The organism is Sporocytophaga myxococcoides DSM 11118 (assembly GCF_000426725.1).
In the GTDB taxonomy this organism is placed as follows: Bacteria; Bacteroidota; Bacteroidia; order Cytophagales; family Cytophagaceae; genus Sporocytophaga; species Sporocytophaga myxococcoides.
Genome location: NZ_KE384561.1, coordinates 227092 through 248178 on the forward strand (window position 1 = coordinate 227092; position 21087 = coordinate 248178).

A 21087-nucleotide genomic window follows, 5' to 3' on the forward strand; every position below is an offset into this window, starting at 1 on the left:
TCCATTTAAATTATCTGTAAAGGTTGCAAATGATGGAAGACCACTTACTGAGAAAGTAATTGCATCTCCATCTGCATCTGTTGCTGAAACTCCTATTGTAAGACTGCTTGGAATAGTAACTGTCTGAGGAGCAACTGCTGCAATGACAGGATTATTGTTAACTGCAGCTGCATTTACCGCTATTGATATAACCTGAGTAGCTGCGCCACCTTTGCTATCTGTAGCAGTTAAGGAAACCTCATAAGCACCTTCATTCCCCGTTGTTGAATTTACAACAATAGATCCGGTTCCATTTAAATTATCTGTAAAGGTTGCAAATGATGGAAGACCACTTACTGATAAAGTAATTGCATCTCCATCTGCATCAGTTGCAGAAACTCCTATTGTAAGACTGTTAGGAATAGAAACTGTCTGAGGAGCAATTGCTGCAATGACAGGATTATTGTTAACTGCAGCTGCATTTACTACTATTGATATAACCTGAGTAGCTATGCCACCTTTGCTATCTGTAGCAGTTAAAGTAACCTCATAAGAACCATCATTACCCACTGCTGGATTTAATACGATAGATGCGGTTCCATTTAAGTTATCTGTAAAGGTTGCAAATAAAGGAAGCCCACTTACTGATAAGGTAATTGCATCCCCATCGGCATCAGTTGCAGAAAGACCTACAATAAGGGCATTTGGTATCGTTACAGTTTGAGGTGACAGCGGAGCAATAACCGGGTTCTGATTTGGTGCAGGATTAATAGTAACTGTAAAGTCCTGAGTAGCTATGCCACCATTATTATCAGCAGCAGTTAATGTCAATGTGTAAGCTCCTGCATTATTCGTACCAGGGGTAACAACTACATTTCCTGTTCCATTTCCATTATCTGTAAACGTAGCAAAAGATGGTAATCCTGTAACAGAAAGGGTAAGAGGATCTAAATCCTCATCTGTTGCAGAAACCCCGAAGGCAAGAACATTTGGAATTGTCACGCTTTGTGGAGCAATGGCTTGAATTATTGGGTTATGATTAACCGGAGCGGTTGTACTAACATTTACCGTAAACGCCTTAGTTGATATTCCACCCTTATTATCGTTAGCATTAACTACTATAACATAATTACCTACATTTTCTACTGAAGGATTAAATAATATGCTTCCTGTTCCATCTTCGTTATTAATGAAATAAGCAAAAGAAGGGAGTCCTGAAACAGATAGAGAAGCAATATCACCATCAGCGTCGCTTGTGTTGATTGCAACACTTACACTATTGAAAATATTTAATATCTGATCAGCAATTGGTATTATTACAGGATTGTGATTTGGAGCAGGTTCTTCAACTTTAACTATTTCTACTCCACTAATAACAGAGTTACCTGTAACTCTTACAATATCAAGATCTAAAATACCATCGGTAACATTTACGTAAAGAGTTTTCATTATTGGATTATTTCCACCTTCTGCATAAACGTCAAAGTTTGTTAACATTTGAGTGTTTTCAAGCTTTACGTTCATCACTCTTTGTCCAACGCCTGTAACTCTAGCCCAGAAATATAACTTCACTTTATAATAACCGCTGGCAACAGGGAAATTATATTGCATAGGAACATTGTTCTGAACATATCTGTAGATAGAATATAATTGATTAGGTGCATCGGTTGTATTGACTGCATTAAATGTAAACGTCTGATTCAAATTCTGAGTAGCCGGATCCAGATATGGAGACGGAGCTTCTTTGGTATCTGCAGCCCAGTCAAAAGGAGGTGTACTTAATGCAGGTCCTCCAGTATGTACTTTGTAAACAGTTGTCTCTGTTACGTTATTAGTAACAGTCAAAACAAAAGATATACTATCCTTTCCACCTTGACCATCATTAGAAGACAAAGAGATATTGTAAGTTCCTGCATCAGTTAATCCAGGATTTACAATGATCCTTCCCTTACCATTAAGGTCATCAACAAATGTTGCAAATGAAGGAATTCCATAACCTTTAAGTGTAATTTGATCCGGATCAATGTCATTTGTCTGAATCGAAATAACTAAAGTGTTCGCTTCCTTCACAGTAGGGTTAACAATTGCTGTAAATTTAGGAGGTGTATTGATAAATGGTTTTACCAATGTAGTAGCAGATGCTACATTTGAAAATACTGAAGATCCACCCTTATTAAACCCTTTTAGTTTATAATAATAGGTAGTAGTCTGATTCAAAGTCGAATCAGAGTAAGATGCAACGTTTCTATCTGAAATTAAAACTTTAGTATATGTACCTGCAGGTGTAGAAGATCTATATAATTCATATCCTAGCTCATTATTAGCTGCATCACTCCATGTCAAACTGATCTTATTATATGAAATAGCAGATGCAACCAGATCATTAGCAATTGTAGGTACCGGAGGTACATAGTTTGTATCAATAGCCTCAAGTCTCTGAAGCAATGGAACCCTTACAGAAGAATTTCCGATTTGCTCTGTAAGTATTCTTGCGCTGTACCAGTCAATTCCTTTATAGCTATATTCAGCAGCTTCAACAGCTGTTGTAGCTTTAGCCTGAAGGTTTGGTACAAATTCAGTATATGGAGTTGGTGTATTCCATACCCCTTTATAAATATATTTAACAGTTGTGTTTACAAAGTTCTTAATAAATTTATCAGTTTGACCGACCAATGGGTGAATTCCATCATAAGGAGTAAGCAGCCCCTGATTATTAAGAGTAAGTTCGTACATATCCAATCTTCCCTTTTTCTCTGCGAAATTGTAAAGTTCAGGAGTATACTTCTTTATAAGGTTATCTACTAAAATGTTAAAAGGTAACGAACCTACTTCCTGGTTAAGACCACCATTAACTTTAGGATCAGTCTTATAATCGCGGTAAGAAATTCTTGAGAAGAAAGGAAGTTTTCCAGCGTTTATAATTGATTCAGCGATCTTATTGAATTGAGCTACAAACTGATTCTTAGTATAAGAGTTGTATAAGTCGGAATAAAGTAAAGGTCTCTTAGGTGTAACGTTATTACCTCCCTGATGTATAAATACATATGAAGCATGAGGATGTCTGGCAAGAATAGCGTCTATTGTTGATGCCAATCCGCCTACATTCTGACCGCTAACTGAAATATTGAATATCACAGGTTCATAACCTTGACCTGGAAATGCTGCTTCAATTTCTTTTTTCACTTCATCATGGCTACCCCAAGCTTCCTCTATAGAAGCACCACAGATTAAGAAATAATTGTCTCTTCCTGTTTGAGAAAACTGATACAGACCGAATTCTTTCAGCAATACATTTCCTGTGAAATTATTAGTAAATGAAAGTCTGATCCACTTTCCACCATAAGCCTGAGGGATATCAAACTTTTGAAGGTCATTTTCAAACGCTGATACATAAGGACTAGCAACTGCTGTCCAGGTTCCATCCACACCGTTTGTTGAATTATCAGACGTAAAGGCTGCTACTGGTACAGACTCTATGTTATTCTCTATGTTAAATACAAACATACCATCATTTGTCATGGCAGGAAGTTTAACAGAGACAGTTCTTGTAGCACCCGGTGCAACTGTAAGTTTCGTCAGATAATCTTGTTTGTTCTTAAGTGCAGTAACAAAGGTAGCATCTCCACCATTATCTGCAGCTTCGACAGCTGCAATTCTCCAGTTACCTGAATTAGGAGCATATGGAGCCTGAGGAACATTTACTGTAAGCACAGCAGAATATTCTGAAATTCCATCATGAGCATTATATGCCTTCCATCTGTAGTAATAAGTTGCGCCTTCAACACCACCGTCAGTATAGGTAGTTGTATTTGCCGGTAATGCAGCTAACTGCACGTATCCGGAATTTATATCTGAACTTTTCTCTAGTATAAATCCATCCTCATTAGTAGCATTATCCGTCCAAGAAAGGTTAATTTTCAAAACAGATTTCACGTCCGCAGCAAGGTTAGTTGGAACCTTAGGGATGTTTATCAATGTTACCGCATTTACAATAGAAGTATATCCTGAATAACCTCCGTCATTCTGCGCTCTTACACGATAATAGAATGAAGTATTAGATTCAAGATCAGTATTGGTATATGTTAAAGTATTTGCAGGAACATTATCAATAACTGTGAAGTTATTTGAATTAAACTCGGCTCTTTCGATAACAAAGTTATCTTCATTATTTGAGTCAGTCCAAGTCAATTTAACCTGAGAATAAGATAACACTTGCGCTACAAGAGAGCCTGGATTACTAGGCGCTGCAGGTTTGGCAGTTGTAGTTGCATTCACGATTGTAGGATAAGCAGCTTCCCCATTCGCAGTAATCGATCTTACTTTGTAGTAATATTTTGTCGAAGCACTTAATCCGAAATCAGTAAAGGTCAATGCATTCCCTGTATAAATAAGTGTATTTGTCGTTCCTCCAGCGTTAGTTCTATACAACTCAAAATTTACATTTGGAGCCGAGTTGGTCCATGTAACTTTAATTTTAGAAGAACTTACGGCTGCTGCTGATAAAGAAGTTATTGCTGCCGGAGGTGTGGAAGCTGTAGCACTTGTTCCTGTAAATAATACAGAACTTGGAATAATCATTTTGGAAACACCCGGACCAGAATAACTTACATCACATTGTTCGCCACCACCTATTTCAAAGAAATCTACTTTAATAGCATGTTTACCAACAGGTAAAGTTACAGTTCCTGATCTTTCCTGCGGAGCATGAGCACCGTCATTATTAACAATCAGATTATTGTTGATATAAAGTTTACTACCATCATCCGAATTTGTATAAAAAGTATAAGTTCCGGCTGTAGTTATATTAATATATCCTGTAAATCTAAATCCGAAATAATCAGATTTTACTTTTGGAGATAAAGAGAATGAAGTTACAGAACCTGTCTTTACAGGGGTTAATGTGCTGAAATCTGGAAGCACAGTCCAGGTACCTTCATAATAAGAATAATCTAAACCATTAAGATTAGTAGAGAAAGAAACCTGATTACTTGGATTTGACAACAACCCTGCATTGTCTATTGCTCTTACAGTGATTGCATAATAAGTATCCCTATTAAGGTTGGTAACCGTAAAAGGAGATGCACTTGCCTCTGCGATTACAGTATTACCAGCGTAAATAAGGTATTTATTCAGTCCATAATTATCTGTGCTTGCGGTCCAACTTAAACTTACACTTGTACTTGTTTTAGCAGTAATAGCTAAATTAAGAGGAGTTGTCGGGATAACATTATCCTGAGCGGTTTTTCCATATTTTTCTAAAGAGTATGCAGAACCTCCATTATTATTTATGGCTCTTATTTTATAGTAATAGGTTTTATCCTGAATAAGCAAATCATCTTCATAAGTAACTGTATTGGCAGGAACAACTTTTCTGAAGATATATGGCCCGCCCGAAGTTGTTGCGTGATAGATTTCAAATCCATTTTCATTATCGGATTTATCTTCCCAGAAAAGCTTGATCTTTTTAGTAGAGATTCCAACAGCTGTAAGGTTTGCAGGTGCTGTTGGTGTATTCGGATGATTTCCAACTGTCACTAATACTGGTGCAGAAGCCTCACTTTGGCATCCTCCAGGAGAGGTAACCTTTACAGTATAGGAACCTGCTGCAGAAATTGTAACATTTTGAGTCGTTGCTCCTGTTGACCACAAATATGAATATCCGGTCGGAGCACCTAGTGAAACGGAAGTTTTACCATCAAGAGATGGAAGAACGACACTGCTAAACTGAGTAATAGTTACCGGAGCTGTAGGAGCCTTAAAAATAATATTTGCTGGTTCTGACCAGTCTGTCCAAACGCTTTCTCCACTATAGTAATATTTCTTCTGTTTAAATCTTACAGAATAAGCACCAGGTTCAGTAGCTGAATATGTATTAGAGTTAGAATTAGCAATAACAACTCCATCCTTTCTCCACTCATATGCTTCATATCCAGGTGAAATACCCAACAATCTGCTATCATTCACATTCTGACAAATACCTAAATCACCATTGTTCCAGACTTTAATTTTAAGTTTGCTTTGCGAAAACATCCACTTTAACCAAACCGGGCTATTATATAATGTTGTCCATGCATCGTGACCGACATTGGGTACATAAGTATATAGAGGGTTTCCGGCTATGTTATTGACTACAGGCCAAACCTGCTTATTGGTATTTGCATCATAAGTAAGAATAGGAGAAGCTCCATATTTTCTTAATGAGTCCATCATTTTAATCGAATTCTCAGGACGAGGATTGGTATCAAGTTGCCCTTGAACTGTCCATATCGGATTATAAATGATATTTTTAGCTAAATATAAATTTCCTGTAGCACTATGAGGAGATGTTGCAGCAAATAAGCCAGGATATCTGAATAACATTTCCCACACACCTTGTCCACCACCAGATAATCCGTGGATGTATACTCTATTTATATCTACTGGATAAGTTCTGAACAGATAATCTAAAAGTTCGACCAAAACGGCCATTGGTCTTTCGGGTGTCACAGAGTAATCACCACTACCATCAGAAGAAGACCAACCACCTCCAAACGTTTGCGGATGAACGTAAAAAGCCGGATACTTTCCTACAGAATCCAGCTCCATTTTTCCACCCCAACCAAGTTGACAAATGTTTATTCCTCTTTGTGTACTGCAATCGGTACTCATCCCCTCACCTTTTCCATGTAACATTATCACCATTGGATAGCGCGTTACCTGATCTATTGGGTTATAAGTTAAAGGCTTCAATAATCTGTACGGCATTGTATAATTTTCTACCGCAGCTGACCCTTTAAAGAAGAGAGAATCAAACGCTTTTGTATTCCAACTCCAGGAAATTCCGCTATACTGCGCCTTGGAATGGATAATACCTATCCCCCAAAAACAGAGGATGAAGAATAAAAATTTTTTCATAAAGTTTTGTAAACGTTTAGTGAAAATTGATTTTTCAAACTAAAATTTTAAAATGATTGAATCTAAAAATTTATAATATGTCCCGATAAGACAAAAGTAAGATCTATCATACCTTCAATATCTCCTCTTTTTAATACAAAAATTACATTACCATAATTATTCGTCGAAAAAAAAGACAAATAGTACTAATCCTTGAAAAAAAATAATCCAACTGAGAAAATGTAACAATTTATGAACCAAATATAACTCCTATCCTAATATTTCTAATTTTCATACAAAATATTAGTTAAAACCAATTAATTACCAACACATTAAAATCAAAATCAAAAGATATGCCAAACAAAAAAAACAGACCAAAATTGTGATTAATTGGATAAAACATTAAATAACTCCTACAAAACAAATTGAAATTTAAGGGATGAACATTATTTTATCACTTAATTCTTATTCCGACCAAAAGTTACAAATCGTCGATAAATTATAAAACTAGTTTTCTTACAATCTGTGGAAATATTCCACACTTCAGGATTTTAAAAAAAATAACAAAAATATTACACTACTTAATCTATGTCCTCACATGAATAAGACAGCCAGAATATTGTACTATATAAGGAATATGAAGTTTAGTCTTTGAAAAATTAAATTTTTAAAAGGAAGGTAAATGCGAGAAAAAAAATGGGCTTCTACTTATGCTGCTCAAGCATTTCCTTATAGCCCGGAATATTTTCAATTTTCATTGCCAGTAATTCTTCCAGAGAGGATTTGGCGATAGCCAGCTGAGTTCTTTGAGTTAATAAGTCTTCTAATTTGTTATTATAGATAGCATCAAATTCATTAAATTCATTTAAAGTAGCTTTTCCACCTTTATACTTTTCCTTAACTATTTTATTCATTAAGGCCGCATCTTCAAAACTTGCAGTTCTTAATTTAAGCAGATCGAGCGCAAGTACATAGGTATAATATCTTTTCAGGACTTCACTTCTTATTGATAACCTTTGAGTATTAAGTCTTGTCTCCGCTATTGCAACATCCCTTTTTGCCTGCTTGGATGTATTCGGCAGTAATAGTAAATCACCTATGGCTAAGCTTACCCCCAAACCAAAAATTGGTTTTTGACTTATAGTACCATCTCCCAAAACTTTATTATTGAAATTATAAGTAAGTCTCAGATTTCGAGTGAAGCGCATTTGTTCTGGGTATACTTCTTTTCTGCTCTTTTCCAAAAGCAACCTGAATTCTTCATTTTCCGGATAATTTTTCCAGGCAATATCAACTAACTGCTCTTCAAATAATGAATCCTGAGCAGAGAATTCTCTGTTATAATTAATCGTTTGACTAAACGAAAGATTTGAAAGCACCAACAAAACCAAGAAAAATATCCTCTTCATAATTCTATGATATCTTATAAAATTAAACAATTTCCACCTAAAAACTAAAAATTATCCTACTTTTAATGCTCCGTCAAATTCTTTTAATTTCACCAAAAGTGCTATTAGCACATAGAAAATAACAATAGTCGGATATATTGTTATTGCCTGTTGAGGAAAGTTTGCAACGATAAGACTATATACGACTGTCAAAATCATTCCAAGGTATGCTTTTATCTTCGGATCTTTTACACTATAATAATTTTTGACCCCAACCTTTAAAATTGTAAAAAACACACATAGATTTATAATTAAGCCTATCCATCCCATTTCCACTGCAACTCTCATATATCCGCTATCTGGTTTAAAGTCTGATAACGGCGAATTTGGTGAAAAGCGTTGCCCCCAAACTCCTACACTTCCCAAGCCTCCACCAAGGGGATGCGTCTGGATGTAAGGTTGAATATTCTTTTGGTTTACAGCTCTAACATTATAAGAAGGATCCTCTTCAAATTGAAAGGTTGATCGTATCCTGGTAAGACTGTTGGATCCCAATGGCCCTAAACTCTTAATCGGACTAACAATTATTAAAGTGCCAAGAAAAAATACTATTCCTGAAATGATTAATATATTTCTTCTGAATGTTAACAATGTAAAAAACATAAAACCTACGGGTACGAGTGCATAGGCTGTTCTTGTCCCTGAATAAATCATTGAAACGAGCATCGTACCTCCAGCTATTGTCAATAAAATCTTTTTAAAATCAGAAAAGGGCCCTGCCAATAAAGCAAAGCAAGCCAGCCCTGAAAATCCCATTACAATTCCAAAAGTAGTTGGATCATTGAGAAAGGAAAATTTCCTGAAACGCCCCCAATTGTAGTATAAATTATACCTCAATTCATCCTCCATGATCCAATCCAACTCGAACTGCATTAAACCATGCACTTCCTGAAATATTCCGTAAGCTCCTGCAAGAAATGACAAAAACAGCCAGATCTTAATAAAGATGCTTACATGATTGATTGTTTTAAAGGAATATAAGGCAATAAAAAACAATACCATTATGCCCGCCATACTTCTGATAGTATAAAACCAGGCCAGACGGGAGGCAGCTCCAGGATTAAGCACCTGTATCAGGTTATAGAAAATCCAGACAAGGATCACATAACTAATTGGATTTTGAGCGAAGCTCCAGTCGCGTTCCCTGGTTTGTTTTATAAAAAGACCAAAAAACATAAAAAAAATCAACGCATCCATTGTTAAACCTAATGGAGCATTGACAAATCGAAGCACTGTTAATATGAAAAATGAGAGTATTAAAACTATAAAGACCCCTATTTCAAGTTGAAAAAGACATGTAAAAATCACTGGCACACCAACTATCAGACACAACAAAACCGCCCCTGATAAAAGGCCACCTTTGCTGACGACGAAAGCAAATGAAAGGGCAATAAATACCAGCAATATGTACCCTGGTACATTATTAAATTTTTCAATAATGGTTTTTCTCGTAAACCATTCTTTTGCTTCACCCAACTTTTCTTTTAATAGTCCTTCCATCATCAAAAGAATAGTATTTTAATAAAGAAAAATACACATGTAACAAGGCAGAAAAGAATCATAAACTTCTCCAAAGCCTTATTAAAAGCTTCATTTTCTCTCTCCTCCTCTTTTTTCATTGTAATTCTGATTATTTACTTTCTATATAAGGGTATACGATTTCCCAAAAACTATTTACTCTTGCTGACCATGTATTTTTCTCAGCAAATTGAATTCTGAACTTTCTATTTTCCTCATTGTCGCTTTTTATAGCTTCTTCAATCTTGTTCAGAAAGTCTTCATGCGTGTCTGCAAGGTAAGCTGCTTCTCTGAAGTCGTTGATATCATCAGAGAACCTCGATGAAACTACTGGTGTTCCTGTAGCCAGATATTCATTCACTTTAAGAGGATAAATACTTTTTGTCAGATCATTGCACACGAAAGGAATGATAGCACAATTAATGTTTTGAAGATAGCCAGGCAATTCTTCCAGCTTTTTCCCTCCTGTAATGACAACATTAGGATATTTATCCAGACCGAAGTCCTTATATGTTTCATATTTACTAGGACCAACAAGCAACAGAATTTTATCCTTATGAAATTCTGCAATTTTTTTCAGTAGCAAGTAGTCTACTCTCAGCTTATCAAGGTTACCTACATAACCAATTACTTTTTTGTTATTACCTTCCAACTCATTCGGCTTATCTAGTTTAGTGAATGCGGCAGTTTTGAATAATTCCACATCCGCTGCATTAGGAAGGTAATGCACATCTGAAGAATACACCTTCATTAGTTTTGTCAATTGCTGAGAAGTAGCTAGTGTAAGATCCGCAGAAGCGACAGCATTCTTTTCTAACCTTGGCCCATGCTTAGATGTATAACCACTCTGAGCAATATCATCTACAGTTTGATAAATCTTTAGTAAGGGCCTTATCTTTTCAGGAAGTTGTCTGACATAAAATGGATTAAAGGAATTTATAAAGATATATTTCTTTACATCATAATCCTTTATGATCCTGGATATGGTCATAGAAATCAGCTTGTCATTTGCGAATGACAATGCATCATAAAAATATCCTGAAGGAAGAAAATTATTGGGTATTGTTAATGGAGGTGTAACTGCTGTAAAGTTATCAGATACCCCTTTAACTTTTTTATATATGTTTTTACCAAAAATTAAAGCCGATTTTCTTGTTTGAATTTTTGGGCTTCTATTTTGTGTTATAAAATCTTTTATGGTAAACGGATTGTCAATATAAAAAACCCGATTGCTTTTTGAAAACTCCTTTGCTAGCGAATATGAAGTTGATGAATAATTACCATCCCATCTTGGAAGGGCAAAAAAGATAATATCTAAATCACGATTCATAAATCAATTTTTTATATTTATCTGTAATCCGCCAAGCTTCATCTTTGTAACTACGATGTTAAAAACATCTATATAAAAATTCCTGGCATACATGAAGGTATTGATTGTCTTGATATCCAGTAATCTTTTTAATATAATTTGATTCAGGGTAAATACAATTGCATATGTGGTTAATGTTCCATACACCGCTCCTATCAAGCCAAATCGGGATATATACAAGTAATTAAACAGCGCAGTCAAACATGCTCCGAAGATTACGAAATAGAAGTTAACTTTGGGCTTCCCTATTGAATCCAGCACAGTTCCAAACTGACGAGCATAAGGCACAAAAAAGCTATATATGATTGTCACTTGCAGAATTGGCACAGTATCCAAATAATTATCTCCAGCGATCACCTGAATAATAAATTTAGGAAAGACAAGAACAAATATCATTGCAGGTAGCATGATTGCTATAAGGATTCCAACTGATTTTTCATATAAATACTTTACAGCTGAGGGGCCTTCAGATTGCATTCTTTTGGCGCTCTGTGGAAATACAATTGTTGCTACAGATAAAGTAGGAGCTTCAATGAGTGTTGAGATACGCAGAGCAGCGGTGTATGTTGCTACAGAGGCTGTAGATATCATAGAGCCAAGCATTGCCTGATCTATATTTTTATTTACCATTGCACTCACGTTTGTGCCAAAGGTATATTTACCGTAGTGAAAAATTTTATTAAACCATTCTTTACTTAACGAAGCAGAAAACTCAAGCCCTTTCCTTACTGCCAGATAACTTACCAGAGACCCAATCAGAGCAGCAATTGTCTGAACGTTTACAAGAGTAACAAGACTATACTGAAAATCTAAGAGGTAACTTATTAAAATGAATAGGAAAATAGTACCATATCTCGCTAGTGTTGCGATAAAAACACCTTTAAAGTCCCCCCTTGCATGTTGTATAAATTCAAATTGCGTTGAAGGAATCAAAGCAAAAGAAGTAAGCAATGAATAATAAAGCATTACATCCAGGTTAGGTGCCTTCCATAAATCTGTTAGGTAAGATGCAATAGCTGCAATAATAACTGAGGTAGCCAGAGTAAATACAACATTCATTACAAGGGAAGCTGTATTAATAAAAGGATGTTCAGCTTCTGGTTCTGAAGCCAAAAACTTTACTTGAGAATTTCTGATTAATCCGGCTCTGGCTGTTTCAATCAGATAAAATATTGTAGTAAAAAGGGCATATATACCGAACTCAGTTTTAGAATATGTTCTTACAAGAAAGTAGAACCCGCCAAAATTAAAAAATATGATGGCAAACTTTTGAAGGGTCGTATATATACCCGACTGAATCCAGTATGAATCTTTAGAAAATTTCATTCTTCTTCTGAATATTAAAAATAAATTATATAATCTGAACCTTATCCCCTATAAGCAATGGTTCTGTGCGCAAAAATCTATATTGTTACTTTTATAAGACTTCATTAATTATAAAATAATATGATCCGGTTCAACCTTATTAAGTACAAATCCCGCAAATTTTCCATTCAAACTTGAAAGGAAATCGAAGGATCTTTTATCTACATTTTTAATTTCAGAGTCTGCTGATATCACACCGATTACCTTATCGGCGTAAATTACGAACTCATATGCATCCGGATATTCATTAAGATCTGATGCTTCAAGCAGTATGAAATCATACTTCTCTTTAGCCATATTCAGAAATTCAACAAAGTTTCTGCCAGCAAAAAATTCCGAAGGTGATGCTAATGTATTTTTTGATGCAATCAGATCAACTCCATTTATATCCGTTTTAGTAATAAGATTAAATCCACACTGAGCCAAATCTTTATTACTATTGGTATCATCCAGATTTAAATAATTCTCAATTTTAACTTTAGCAGAAAGAGCTCTTGTAATATTATTACCTTTCAGATTGCTGTCAATAATCAGAATTCTATTGTTGTTAAGACTTAAAGTATTTGCCAGTGCTAGTATAGAAAATGATTTCCCCTGTCCTTTTTGTGTACTGGTAAAGAGGAAAACTTTTGAATTCGATTGCTCCATCTGGAAGCGCACTTTTCTTAATTGGTTTCTGAATGCATCATTGGAATTACTAGCATCTATAGCTGTTAAAAGGTTTCCCTTTTTGATGTTAATTTTCTGAAGGCTGCCCAAAAGAACAAAGTTTGTAAGATTTACAAAATTTGAAGGAGTCCTTACACTCACATCCAGATATTCAAGCACAAATACAAACACAATGCAGAATGTAAAGCTTATCACACCCGCGAGTATTGTGAGCAGTGACTTATTAGTTGGTTGCGGACCATTTGCCGGAAGTCCTAGCTCTGATTGACGAATATTACCCGCATTGGCCGAAGTACTTTTAGCTGCATTAAATTTATCCAGAATTCTCAGATACTCTTCTTTCGCAACAGACACAGCCAATTCAAGCCTGGATATCGCTGTTTCCTTAGTCGCAAAATTTGAAAGATTTCCCTTCAAACTTATAATCGAACTTTCAATAGAACTAAGATTTTCAGTAGCTATCTCTAGTTCAATTTCAGTATTGATCTTTTTCTCCATCAGATCTATTCCAGCATTGCTGATACTGCCACCTGTATTCTCATTAAGAGATCTTGATATCTGATTCTCCAACTGATTTCTTAGAGAATTAAGGGAGTCTCTAAGTATTTTGTTAGTCATACCGGACACTACATATCTATTATTGAGGTCCGAAATTTTACCTTTCAAATCATAAATTTTTGAATTGGAGCTACCACTTGACACTTCAGATTCATCTATACCACCTCTGTTCAGTTCCTTTTTAATTAATGCAAGAGCTCTCTTTAATGCTTGTATTTTTTTGTATTCCTCTTCCCTGCTTAATTCCAATCGTGCTGCCTGATCAAGTTTCGCCTGAGTTTCCAAACCATAGTTGGTAACAGCATGCAGCTCTTTGAATTTATTCAAAGAATCAATTTTACTATCCAACTCTTCTTTCTTTTCTACTAGAATTTTAGAATAGTAATTTAATGATGACTCACTTTTCTGATTTTTTATGTATGCGTAATATCTTGTAACTTCATCACATAACACGTTTACAGCATAAGCAGATAATTTAGGATTGGTTGAAGAGAATTTCACTTCAATATAGTCGCTGTTAGGAACCCTAGTAACAGTAAAGTTATCCGTAAGTGTCGGATACTCGTATCCAAGGATTTTCAATACTTTAACTGCATTCATCTCGCGGTCATCATTACCATAAATGATATCAAGAGAATCATACTTTGCTTTGTAAACCTTTACAATTTCTGTTAACTCTTCAGTATTAAATTCATCCTTTACTTTATAAACCTTTCCGAATGGTTGTTCAGAACGCAGGTCATTTAATACAAGCCTGTACGACACAAGACTCATACAATGTGGAGAGTTTATTATTTCAGTAAGGTTATTGAATTTATTGGTAATAGTAACCGCATTCTCATTTTTCTCATCATTTCTTTCTGTAAACCCGGTGGCCAGCTGAGCTGATGAAACGTAAATTTTAGGAGCTCTTGATACAAGTAAAAATGTTGCCATTGAACTCAAAATGGTAATACCTAAAATCAGCCATTTTCTTTTCAATAAAACCTTTAAAAAAAGTTTAAAATCCATGCTAAATACAATTTTATTATTTATCGCTTATTACAAATTTAACAAATTATATTCATTAAACTTATGATGTTCTTTACTAATATTTACTTAAATTAAGCCTAAATTTCGAACTTTAATTAATTTAACATGAATATTTTTGAAGTACTATTCTGGCTAGGAATTTTCACAATTTTTTATTCTTATATAGGGTATGGCATTTTGTTATTTGCACTGGTTAAAATCAAACGTATTTTCAATCCTGTTACCTCTACTTCAGATCCTGATTTTGAACCTGAAGTTTCCTTTATAGTCCCATCATACAATGAAGCTGGCATAATTGAAGACAAAATCAGAAACTGTCTTTCTTTTGATTATCCTACAGAAAAACTAAACGTAATTTTTATTACAGACGGATCTAATGATGGAACTCCAGAAATTGCTTCGCGATATAAAGGAGTAACTGTACTTCATGAAGCCAAAAGAGGTGGTAAATCTGCAGCGGAAAATCGATCAATGAAATTTGTGAATACTCCTATTGTCATCTTTTCTGATGCTAATACCATATTACCCGCCAATGCTATCAGGGAAATCGTTAAGCATTATGCTGACCCTGCTGTTGGAGCTGTATCAGGTGAAAAAAGAATTTTAAAGAAAGAAAAGGATTCGGCATCTGGCGCAGGTGAAGGAATCTATTGGAAATATGAGTCTTTTTTAAAACGTATGGATTCCGAACTGCTAACAATAGTAGGTGCGGCAGGAGAATTATTCTCTTTTAGAAAAGAATTATTTTCAGACCTGGAAGAAGATACCATTCTGGATGACTTTATGGTATCAATGAGAATTGCTTCACAGGGGTATAGAGTTATATATGAACCTAAAGCTTATGCTATGGAAACAGCTTCTGAAAGTGTTACTGAAGAACTTAAACGTAAAATAAGAATCAGTGCTGGAGCCTGGCAGTCGATGGTGCGTCTTAGTTATGTATTAAATCCATTCAAACATTTTACCCTTACATTTCAATATATCTCTCATAGGGTTTTAAGATGGACGCTTGCCCCTTTATTTTTACTTATGCTGATTCCTCTCAATTTTCTTTTAATCAATAATTCCCCCTTGTATGAGGTTATACTTGCCGGGCAATTATCCTTTTATGCATTGGCTCTTCTAGGTTGGTATTTAGAAAATAAACAAATCAGAATAAAGGCATTATTTGTTCCTTACTATTTCTTTATCATGAATTATGCTGTTTATCTAGGCTTATTTAGGTACCTGAAAGGAAAACAATCAGCAGTTTGGGAAAAAGCAAAAAGAGCTTAATCAAAGAATAATCAATACTCATAATAAAAAGGACTTTCAATTACATTTGAAAGTCCTTTTTATTTATCATCAATCTTTACATCTGCACTTTATTAATTCAATAGACTTCAATCCTCATAAAAGTCTTTCTAACAGAAAGGAAAGAAAGTATATCCTACTGCACAACACTTGTCTAAATAAAGCAAACTTATATTTAAAGAAAAGTCTTTGATTACATTAAGAGAATAGTTAAAAAAAAAAAAAAAATATAATTGATAAAGACAATGTATTATCTGACCAATGAGTAAAATAAAGAATCTAATGCTAGCGCCCCAATCTTTTTAGAAAACAGATCTCTGTGTATTATTTTATCTCTGACTCGACTTCTTCTTCAGCGTTGATGATAATATTTCCTGAATGAGGAGTATGAATAAATTTCTTATTAGCGCCTTTCAGCTTAAATAAAGTCAGAAACATCAAAATCAAAACCTTTGGAAGTTCTAATGCGGCATTGAGAGTTTGTTTATTATAATACTTATTGGGAATAGACAAAAACACGCTACTGCACTTAACCAATGCAATGGCAACCCAAAAATAAACTCCGGGAAACAAATCAAATGTAAATAGACCTTTTAAACAGATTGAAATAAAGGCCATTAAGAATACAAAACCCAGCAATAACATTCTTGGCAATAAAAATTGCTGAAATGCTTTGTCAAAAAAATCATAATTACCTCTTGTCACAAGGTGGTAAAAACCCGATAAAAAATATTTTCTAAAATAATGAAGCTGAGCTGAAATCCATCTCCTTCTTTGATTTTTAAAAACCTCTGAATTCTCTACTTTTTCGTCGTAGACATATGCGTCTTCTACATAATCAATTTCCAATCCGTCTCTTAGTATTTTTAACTCAGACTCTTTATCAAAACCACCAATAGCATTATTGGTCTTCATTAAAGATTTGTAATACCTGTAGTCAAATGCCATTCCTGACCCTATCAGTCCGGAAGATAAGCCCAGTACTCTATGTCCTTTCCGGTAAACATGATTATTTATTTCTTCACTGATAGCATCTAGTATAGCAAATTTAGTATTAAGATTCTTCGCAACTCTGTGCCCCTGTATAGCTTTTACACCGGTATAGACAAGTCTTGAATTTAGCTTATCGATAAAATCCGGAGCCATTATATTATCTGCATCAAGAATCAACACGTAGTCATATATTTCCGGCAGGACATTAAATGCTTCATTAATGGATTTAGCTTTAGTACTTTGATCAAAACTAACTTCCACCAATTTTACTGGCATTGCTTTCAGTAATTCTATACTCGCTGGCTTTAAAGAATCTGCAATAACTATAACATCAAAACATTCAGCCGGATATGTCTGCTTTAACGCCTCCTTTGCAGTATTCAAAATCACTTCATCTTCTTTATAAGATGGTATAAATACAGCAAATTTTTTAAAACTTGTTGAATATGGGGTGCTCTTCGTTTTAACTAGCCTTCCTGCCAAAGCAAAAATAAAAGCATAGAAAACCGAAATTGATACATAAATAAATACTACTCCCAGAAAAGCATTGAAAAGTACCATCAATTGAATGATCTCATGAAAAGAATTGCTTATCAAATATAAAAAAAAATCGGCTAAACCTTAAATAAATACACTTTTAATATTTTTATTAACTAATATCCTCAAGACCTTTGAATCACTTATAATATTCAGCTATTAAAATCAGATTAAAACCAGCAGTGATTTCCAATGAATCAAACTTATATTAGAATAATCCATTTTACCCCTGATTGATTTAAATAAAGCACTCACATTCAATTCAACTAAATTTTCATAGTTGCCTTCTAATCAAGCTTTCCCAAATAATCAACATAGGTGTATTGATAAAACGGACCATATTTTAAAAAATAACTTTCAATAAAAATTATTACACAACAACAAAAGCAAGAAAAATCACAAAATCACTTTACATCTAAATAAAATAAATATTCGTCGAATTACAAGCAACAAACATTAAACTTCATTATCAAATAGAATATACAATCGACCCATTTATTATAAATTTCCAAATTAAATAATACATCAGTTTGCAAAACATCTCCTTTTCAAGAAAAAACAAGAAATAATTCTTAATCAAAACACAGACAAAAACTTAAAGAACAACTAACACAACAAACATGAGAAATCCGCTACCTGAGAGAAGGCTACCCTTCTTTAATATCACGTTTATATTTTTTTTATCATTCATCATACCTCTTGCTTCCTTTTCACAAAACCATAAGAAAATAGGTACTGTCAACTCTTTCATAAATTTAATAAGCAAGCAGAAAAGATCTGGGATATCTGAAAAAATAATCCTTACTACTGATTCATCTTATACAGGATTTTTCCATTACACATCATCAGTGGAACAAAGAAATAAGGCTATTGGTACACTCAAAAATTTTCCAACATCTAATTTCTTTTTCGTTATTGAAAATGAAAAGCTTGAAGGAAAAACCATTATTCCTGAAATTGAAAAAGCTTATGAATACTATTCTGATCAATTGGGTGATGTTTATGTAAAAGAAGTGGCAATAGATAAAGTGGTATGCATAAACTATAGTGAGCCTGTCAATTCTCAGATTAACACAAATAGCTCATCTACCATTTCAGCTCCAGCACTCAGCTTACAAAGTTTACCTGGTGCTCAAGGAGTTATACTACTTGACTTTGACGGCCAATATGTCTCAGGAACATACTGGAATGGAGGAAATCCTATTGATGCACTTCCTTCTGTTTTATCCGAAAGTGAAATGATAGAAGTCTGGAAACTAGTAAGTGAAGATTACAGACCTTTTAAAATTAATATAACTACCAGTGAAAGTGTTTATCAGGCTGCACCTGCAGACAAAAGAATGAGATGCATTTTTACTCCTACCACTACAGCCTCCCCAGGTTCGGGTGGCATTGCATATATTGGTTCTTTCAGCTGGGGTACAGATACTCCTTGCTGGGTATTTAATGATGGAATTAAAGGTGCCGGAGAAGCAGCTTCTCATGAAATCGCCCATACTCTGGGCCTCAGCCATGACGGAAGAATATCAGCACAAGAAGAATACTTTTCAGGTACGGAAGAATGGGCGCCTATAATGGGAGTAGGATATTACTCCAAAGTAGTGCAATGGAGTAAAGGTGAATATGCTGACGCTAGTAACCAGCAAGACGATATTGCTATTATATCTTCCGGCGTAGCCAATCTGGGATTCAGAGAAGACGAAGCAGGTGCGACTTCAGGTTCATCCAAACAACTCATGTACACAGATGCAGGAGATGTATATGCCGGTCAAAATTCCGGAGTTGTTACTAGTGCTGCAGATGAAGATATATATTATTTTACAACATCTGGTGGTCCAACCAATTTGCTTATCAATCCTTCCTCATCTAATCCTAATCTTGATATATATGCAAGTATTACTGATGGAGAAGGAAAGATCATTGCATACTCATCTCCCTTAGATAGCCTTTCTTCAAAACTAAGTATTAACCTCAATGCAGGAACTTACTACCTTCATATTAAAGGATCAGGGAAAATTAATCCTACATCGATAAGTTATTCTGAGTATGGCTCAGTCGGAGAATATTTTATTTCAGGCACTATAAATTTCACCCCTACTATCAATAAGGCTCCTTCCGTATCTTTACTTCTACCGGTTAATGGAAGCATATATCTAGCCCCATCAATTGAATTAACTGCTGATGCAATTGACACTGACGGCAAAGTGATGAAAGTTGAATTTTATAATGGAAAAACCAAGATTGGAGAAGATACAATTGCCCCCTTCTCTTTTACCTGGAAAACTGCTATTGCAGGAGTAAGCAAGCTAACCGCCAAAGCTACTGACAACAAAGGAACTTACACCATCTCACCTGAGATCACCATTACAATAAAAAATCCTATCGCTACAATCTATCAACATTGCAGCTTTCAGTTAACTGGCTATGCAATTGGTCTGGATACAGGTCAATACACAACAGAAAGGTTATCATCATTAGGTATTAAAGATAAGGATATCTCAGCGGTTAAGATTGCTGCCGGATATGAAATTACACTTTATCAAAAAAACAACTTCAGCGGAGCATCTATTTCACTAAGAGTAAACGATAATTGTTTGTATGACAACAAACTAAATGACTCCATTTCATCATTAATAATCAGAGAGATTCCCAATATTCCTCCCTCCATTGTTATCACTTCTCCAAAAACAGGGACAGTTATTACAGAAGGAGCAGATCTTACTATAACTGCAGAGGCTACCGATTCTGACGGACAAGTAACTGTTGTAAACTTCTACAAAGAAAAGGAAAAACTATACGCTTCTACAACTGCTCCATACACTTACACGATATCTAAAATCGCTGCCGGAACTTACAATTTTAAGGCTGTAGCGACAGATAATAAGGGTGCGTCCGTATCTTCAGAAGTGATTATAATTAAGGTTGTATCTCCTGAATTACCAGTTGGTATTAATGGTCCTTCATGCATAGCAACAGGCATTTCGTACACCTATACCTTTAAGAATGATTTGCCAACCACCAATATCTCCTGGTGGTCAACTAGTGACGTGAAAATAACTCGTGATGGCTCCGATTATAAAAAAGTATATGTCAATTTTAGCCAGTACAATTACCCTTCCGTTTCATTGTATGCAGGAGTGAGCTATACAACAGCTCCTTTCTATAAAGAATATTCCAAATTGATTCTTTTAGGAAACTGCTCTGACAACAAGAGAACAGCTGTAAATTCAGCTCCTCACCCATTCATATCTACAACAAATATATCAGTAGATAATGGAGACAACATTTTATCTATAAAAATATGCGATCTTCAAGGAAAGGAAGTTTATTCTTCTGGCCCATTAAATTCTGAAGCTATAGAGATAGGAGAAAATCTAAGTCAGGGTTTATATATTCTTCACATCACAACTCTCAAAGGAAGTTACACCAGAACTATTCTTAAAAACTAAATAA

Annotated in this window: 9 protein-coding genes; 2 read left to right on the top strand and 7 right to left on the bottom strand. The window is 34.8% G+C overall.

Annotated elements, in window-relative coordinates; translation table 11 throughout:
• From K350_RS0125035 to K350_RS30360, 6 genes are all read right to left on the bottom strand, one after another.
• Positions 1 to 6873: fibronectin type III domain-containing protein (locus K350_RS0125035; RefSeq protein ID WP_028982255.1), on the bottom strand; the 6873-nt coding region annotated here is incomplete at its 3' end.
• Positions 6874 to 7556: 683 nt separating this feature from the next.
• On the bottom strand, positions 7557 to 8261 hold the full coding sequence (locus K350_RS0125040) for a TolC family protein (RefSeq protein WP_028982256.1): 705 nt from the start codon (positions 8259 to 8261) through the stop codon (positions 7557 to 7559).
• A gap of 51 nt (positions 8262 to 8312) precedes the next feature.
• Complete coding sequence (locus K350_RS30350) at positions 8313 to 9803, bottom strand: O-antigen ligase family protein (protein WP_051313669.1); 1491 nt, start codon at positions 9801 to 9803, stop codon at positions 8313 to 8315.
• Positions 9804 to 9930: 127 nt separating this feature from the next.
• Complete coding sequence (locus K350_RS0125055) at positions 9931 to 11148, bottom strand: glycosyltransferase (RefSeq protein WP_028982257.1); 1218 nt, start codon at positions 11146 to 11148, stop codon at positions 9931 to 9933.
• A 3-nt stretch (positions 11149 to 11151) separates the two neighbouring features.
• Positions 11152 to 12513, bottom strand: coding sequence for a flippase (locus tag K350_RS30355; protein ID WP_051313671.1), 1362 nt, complete (start codon positions 12511 to 12513; stop codon positions 11152 to 11154).
• 108 nt (positions 12514 to 12621) lie between these two features.
• Positions 12622 to 14790, bottom strand: coding sequence for a GumC family protein (locus K350_RS30360; protein ID WP_037577265.1), 2169 nt, complete (start codon positions 14788 to 14790; stop codon positions 12622 to 12624).
• 126 nt (positions 14791 to 14916) lie between these two features.
• Here K350_RS30360 and K350_RS0125070 point away from each other — a divergent pair, with 126 nt between their 5' ends.
• Positions 14917 to 16086: a glycosyltransferase family 2 protein gene (locus tag K350_RS0125070; RefSeq protein WP_028982258.1), complete on the top strand. Its 1170-nt coding sequence runs from the start codon at positions 14917 to 14919 to the stop codon at positions 16084 to 16086.
• Between the two features lie 342 nt (positions 16087 to 16428).
• Here K350_RS0125070 and K350_RS0125075 read toward each other — a convergent pair whose 3' ends face one another.
• Positions 16429 to 17658: a glycosyltransferase family 2 protein gene (locus tag K350_RS0125075; protein WP_028982259.1), complete on the bottom strand. Its 1230-nt coding sequence runs from the start codon at positions 17656 to 17658 to the stop codon at positions 16429 to 16431.
• A gap of 596 nt (positions 17659 to 18254) precedes the next feature.
• On the opposite strand from K350_RS0125075, the gene K350_RS0125080 reads away from it, so the two are divergent.
• Positions 18255 to 21083: an Ig-like domain-containing protein gene (locus K350_RS0125080; RefSeq protein WP_028982260.1), complete on the top strand. Its 2829-nt coding sequence runs from the start codon at positions 18255 to 18257 to the stop codon at positions 21081 to 21083.
• Positions 21084 to 21087 lie beyond the last annotated feature (4 nt).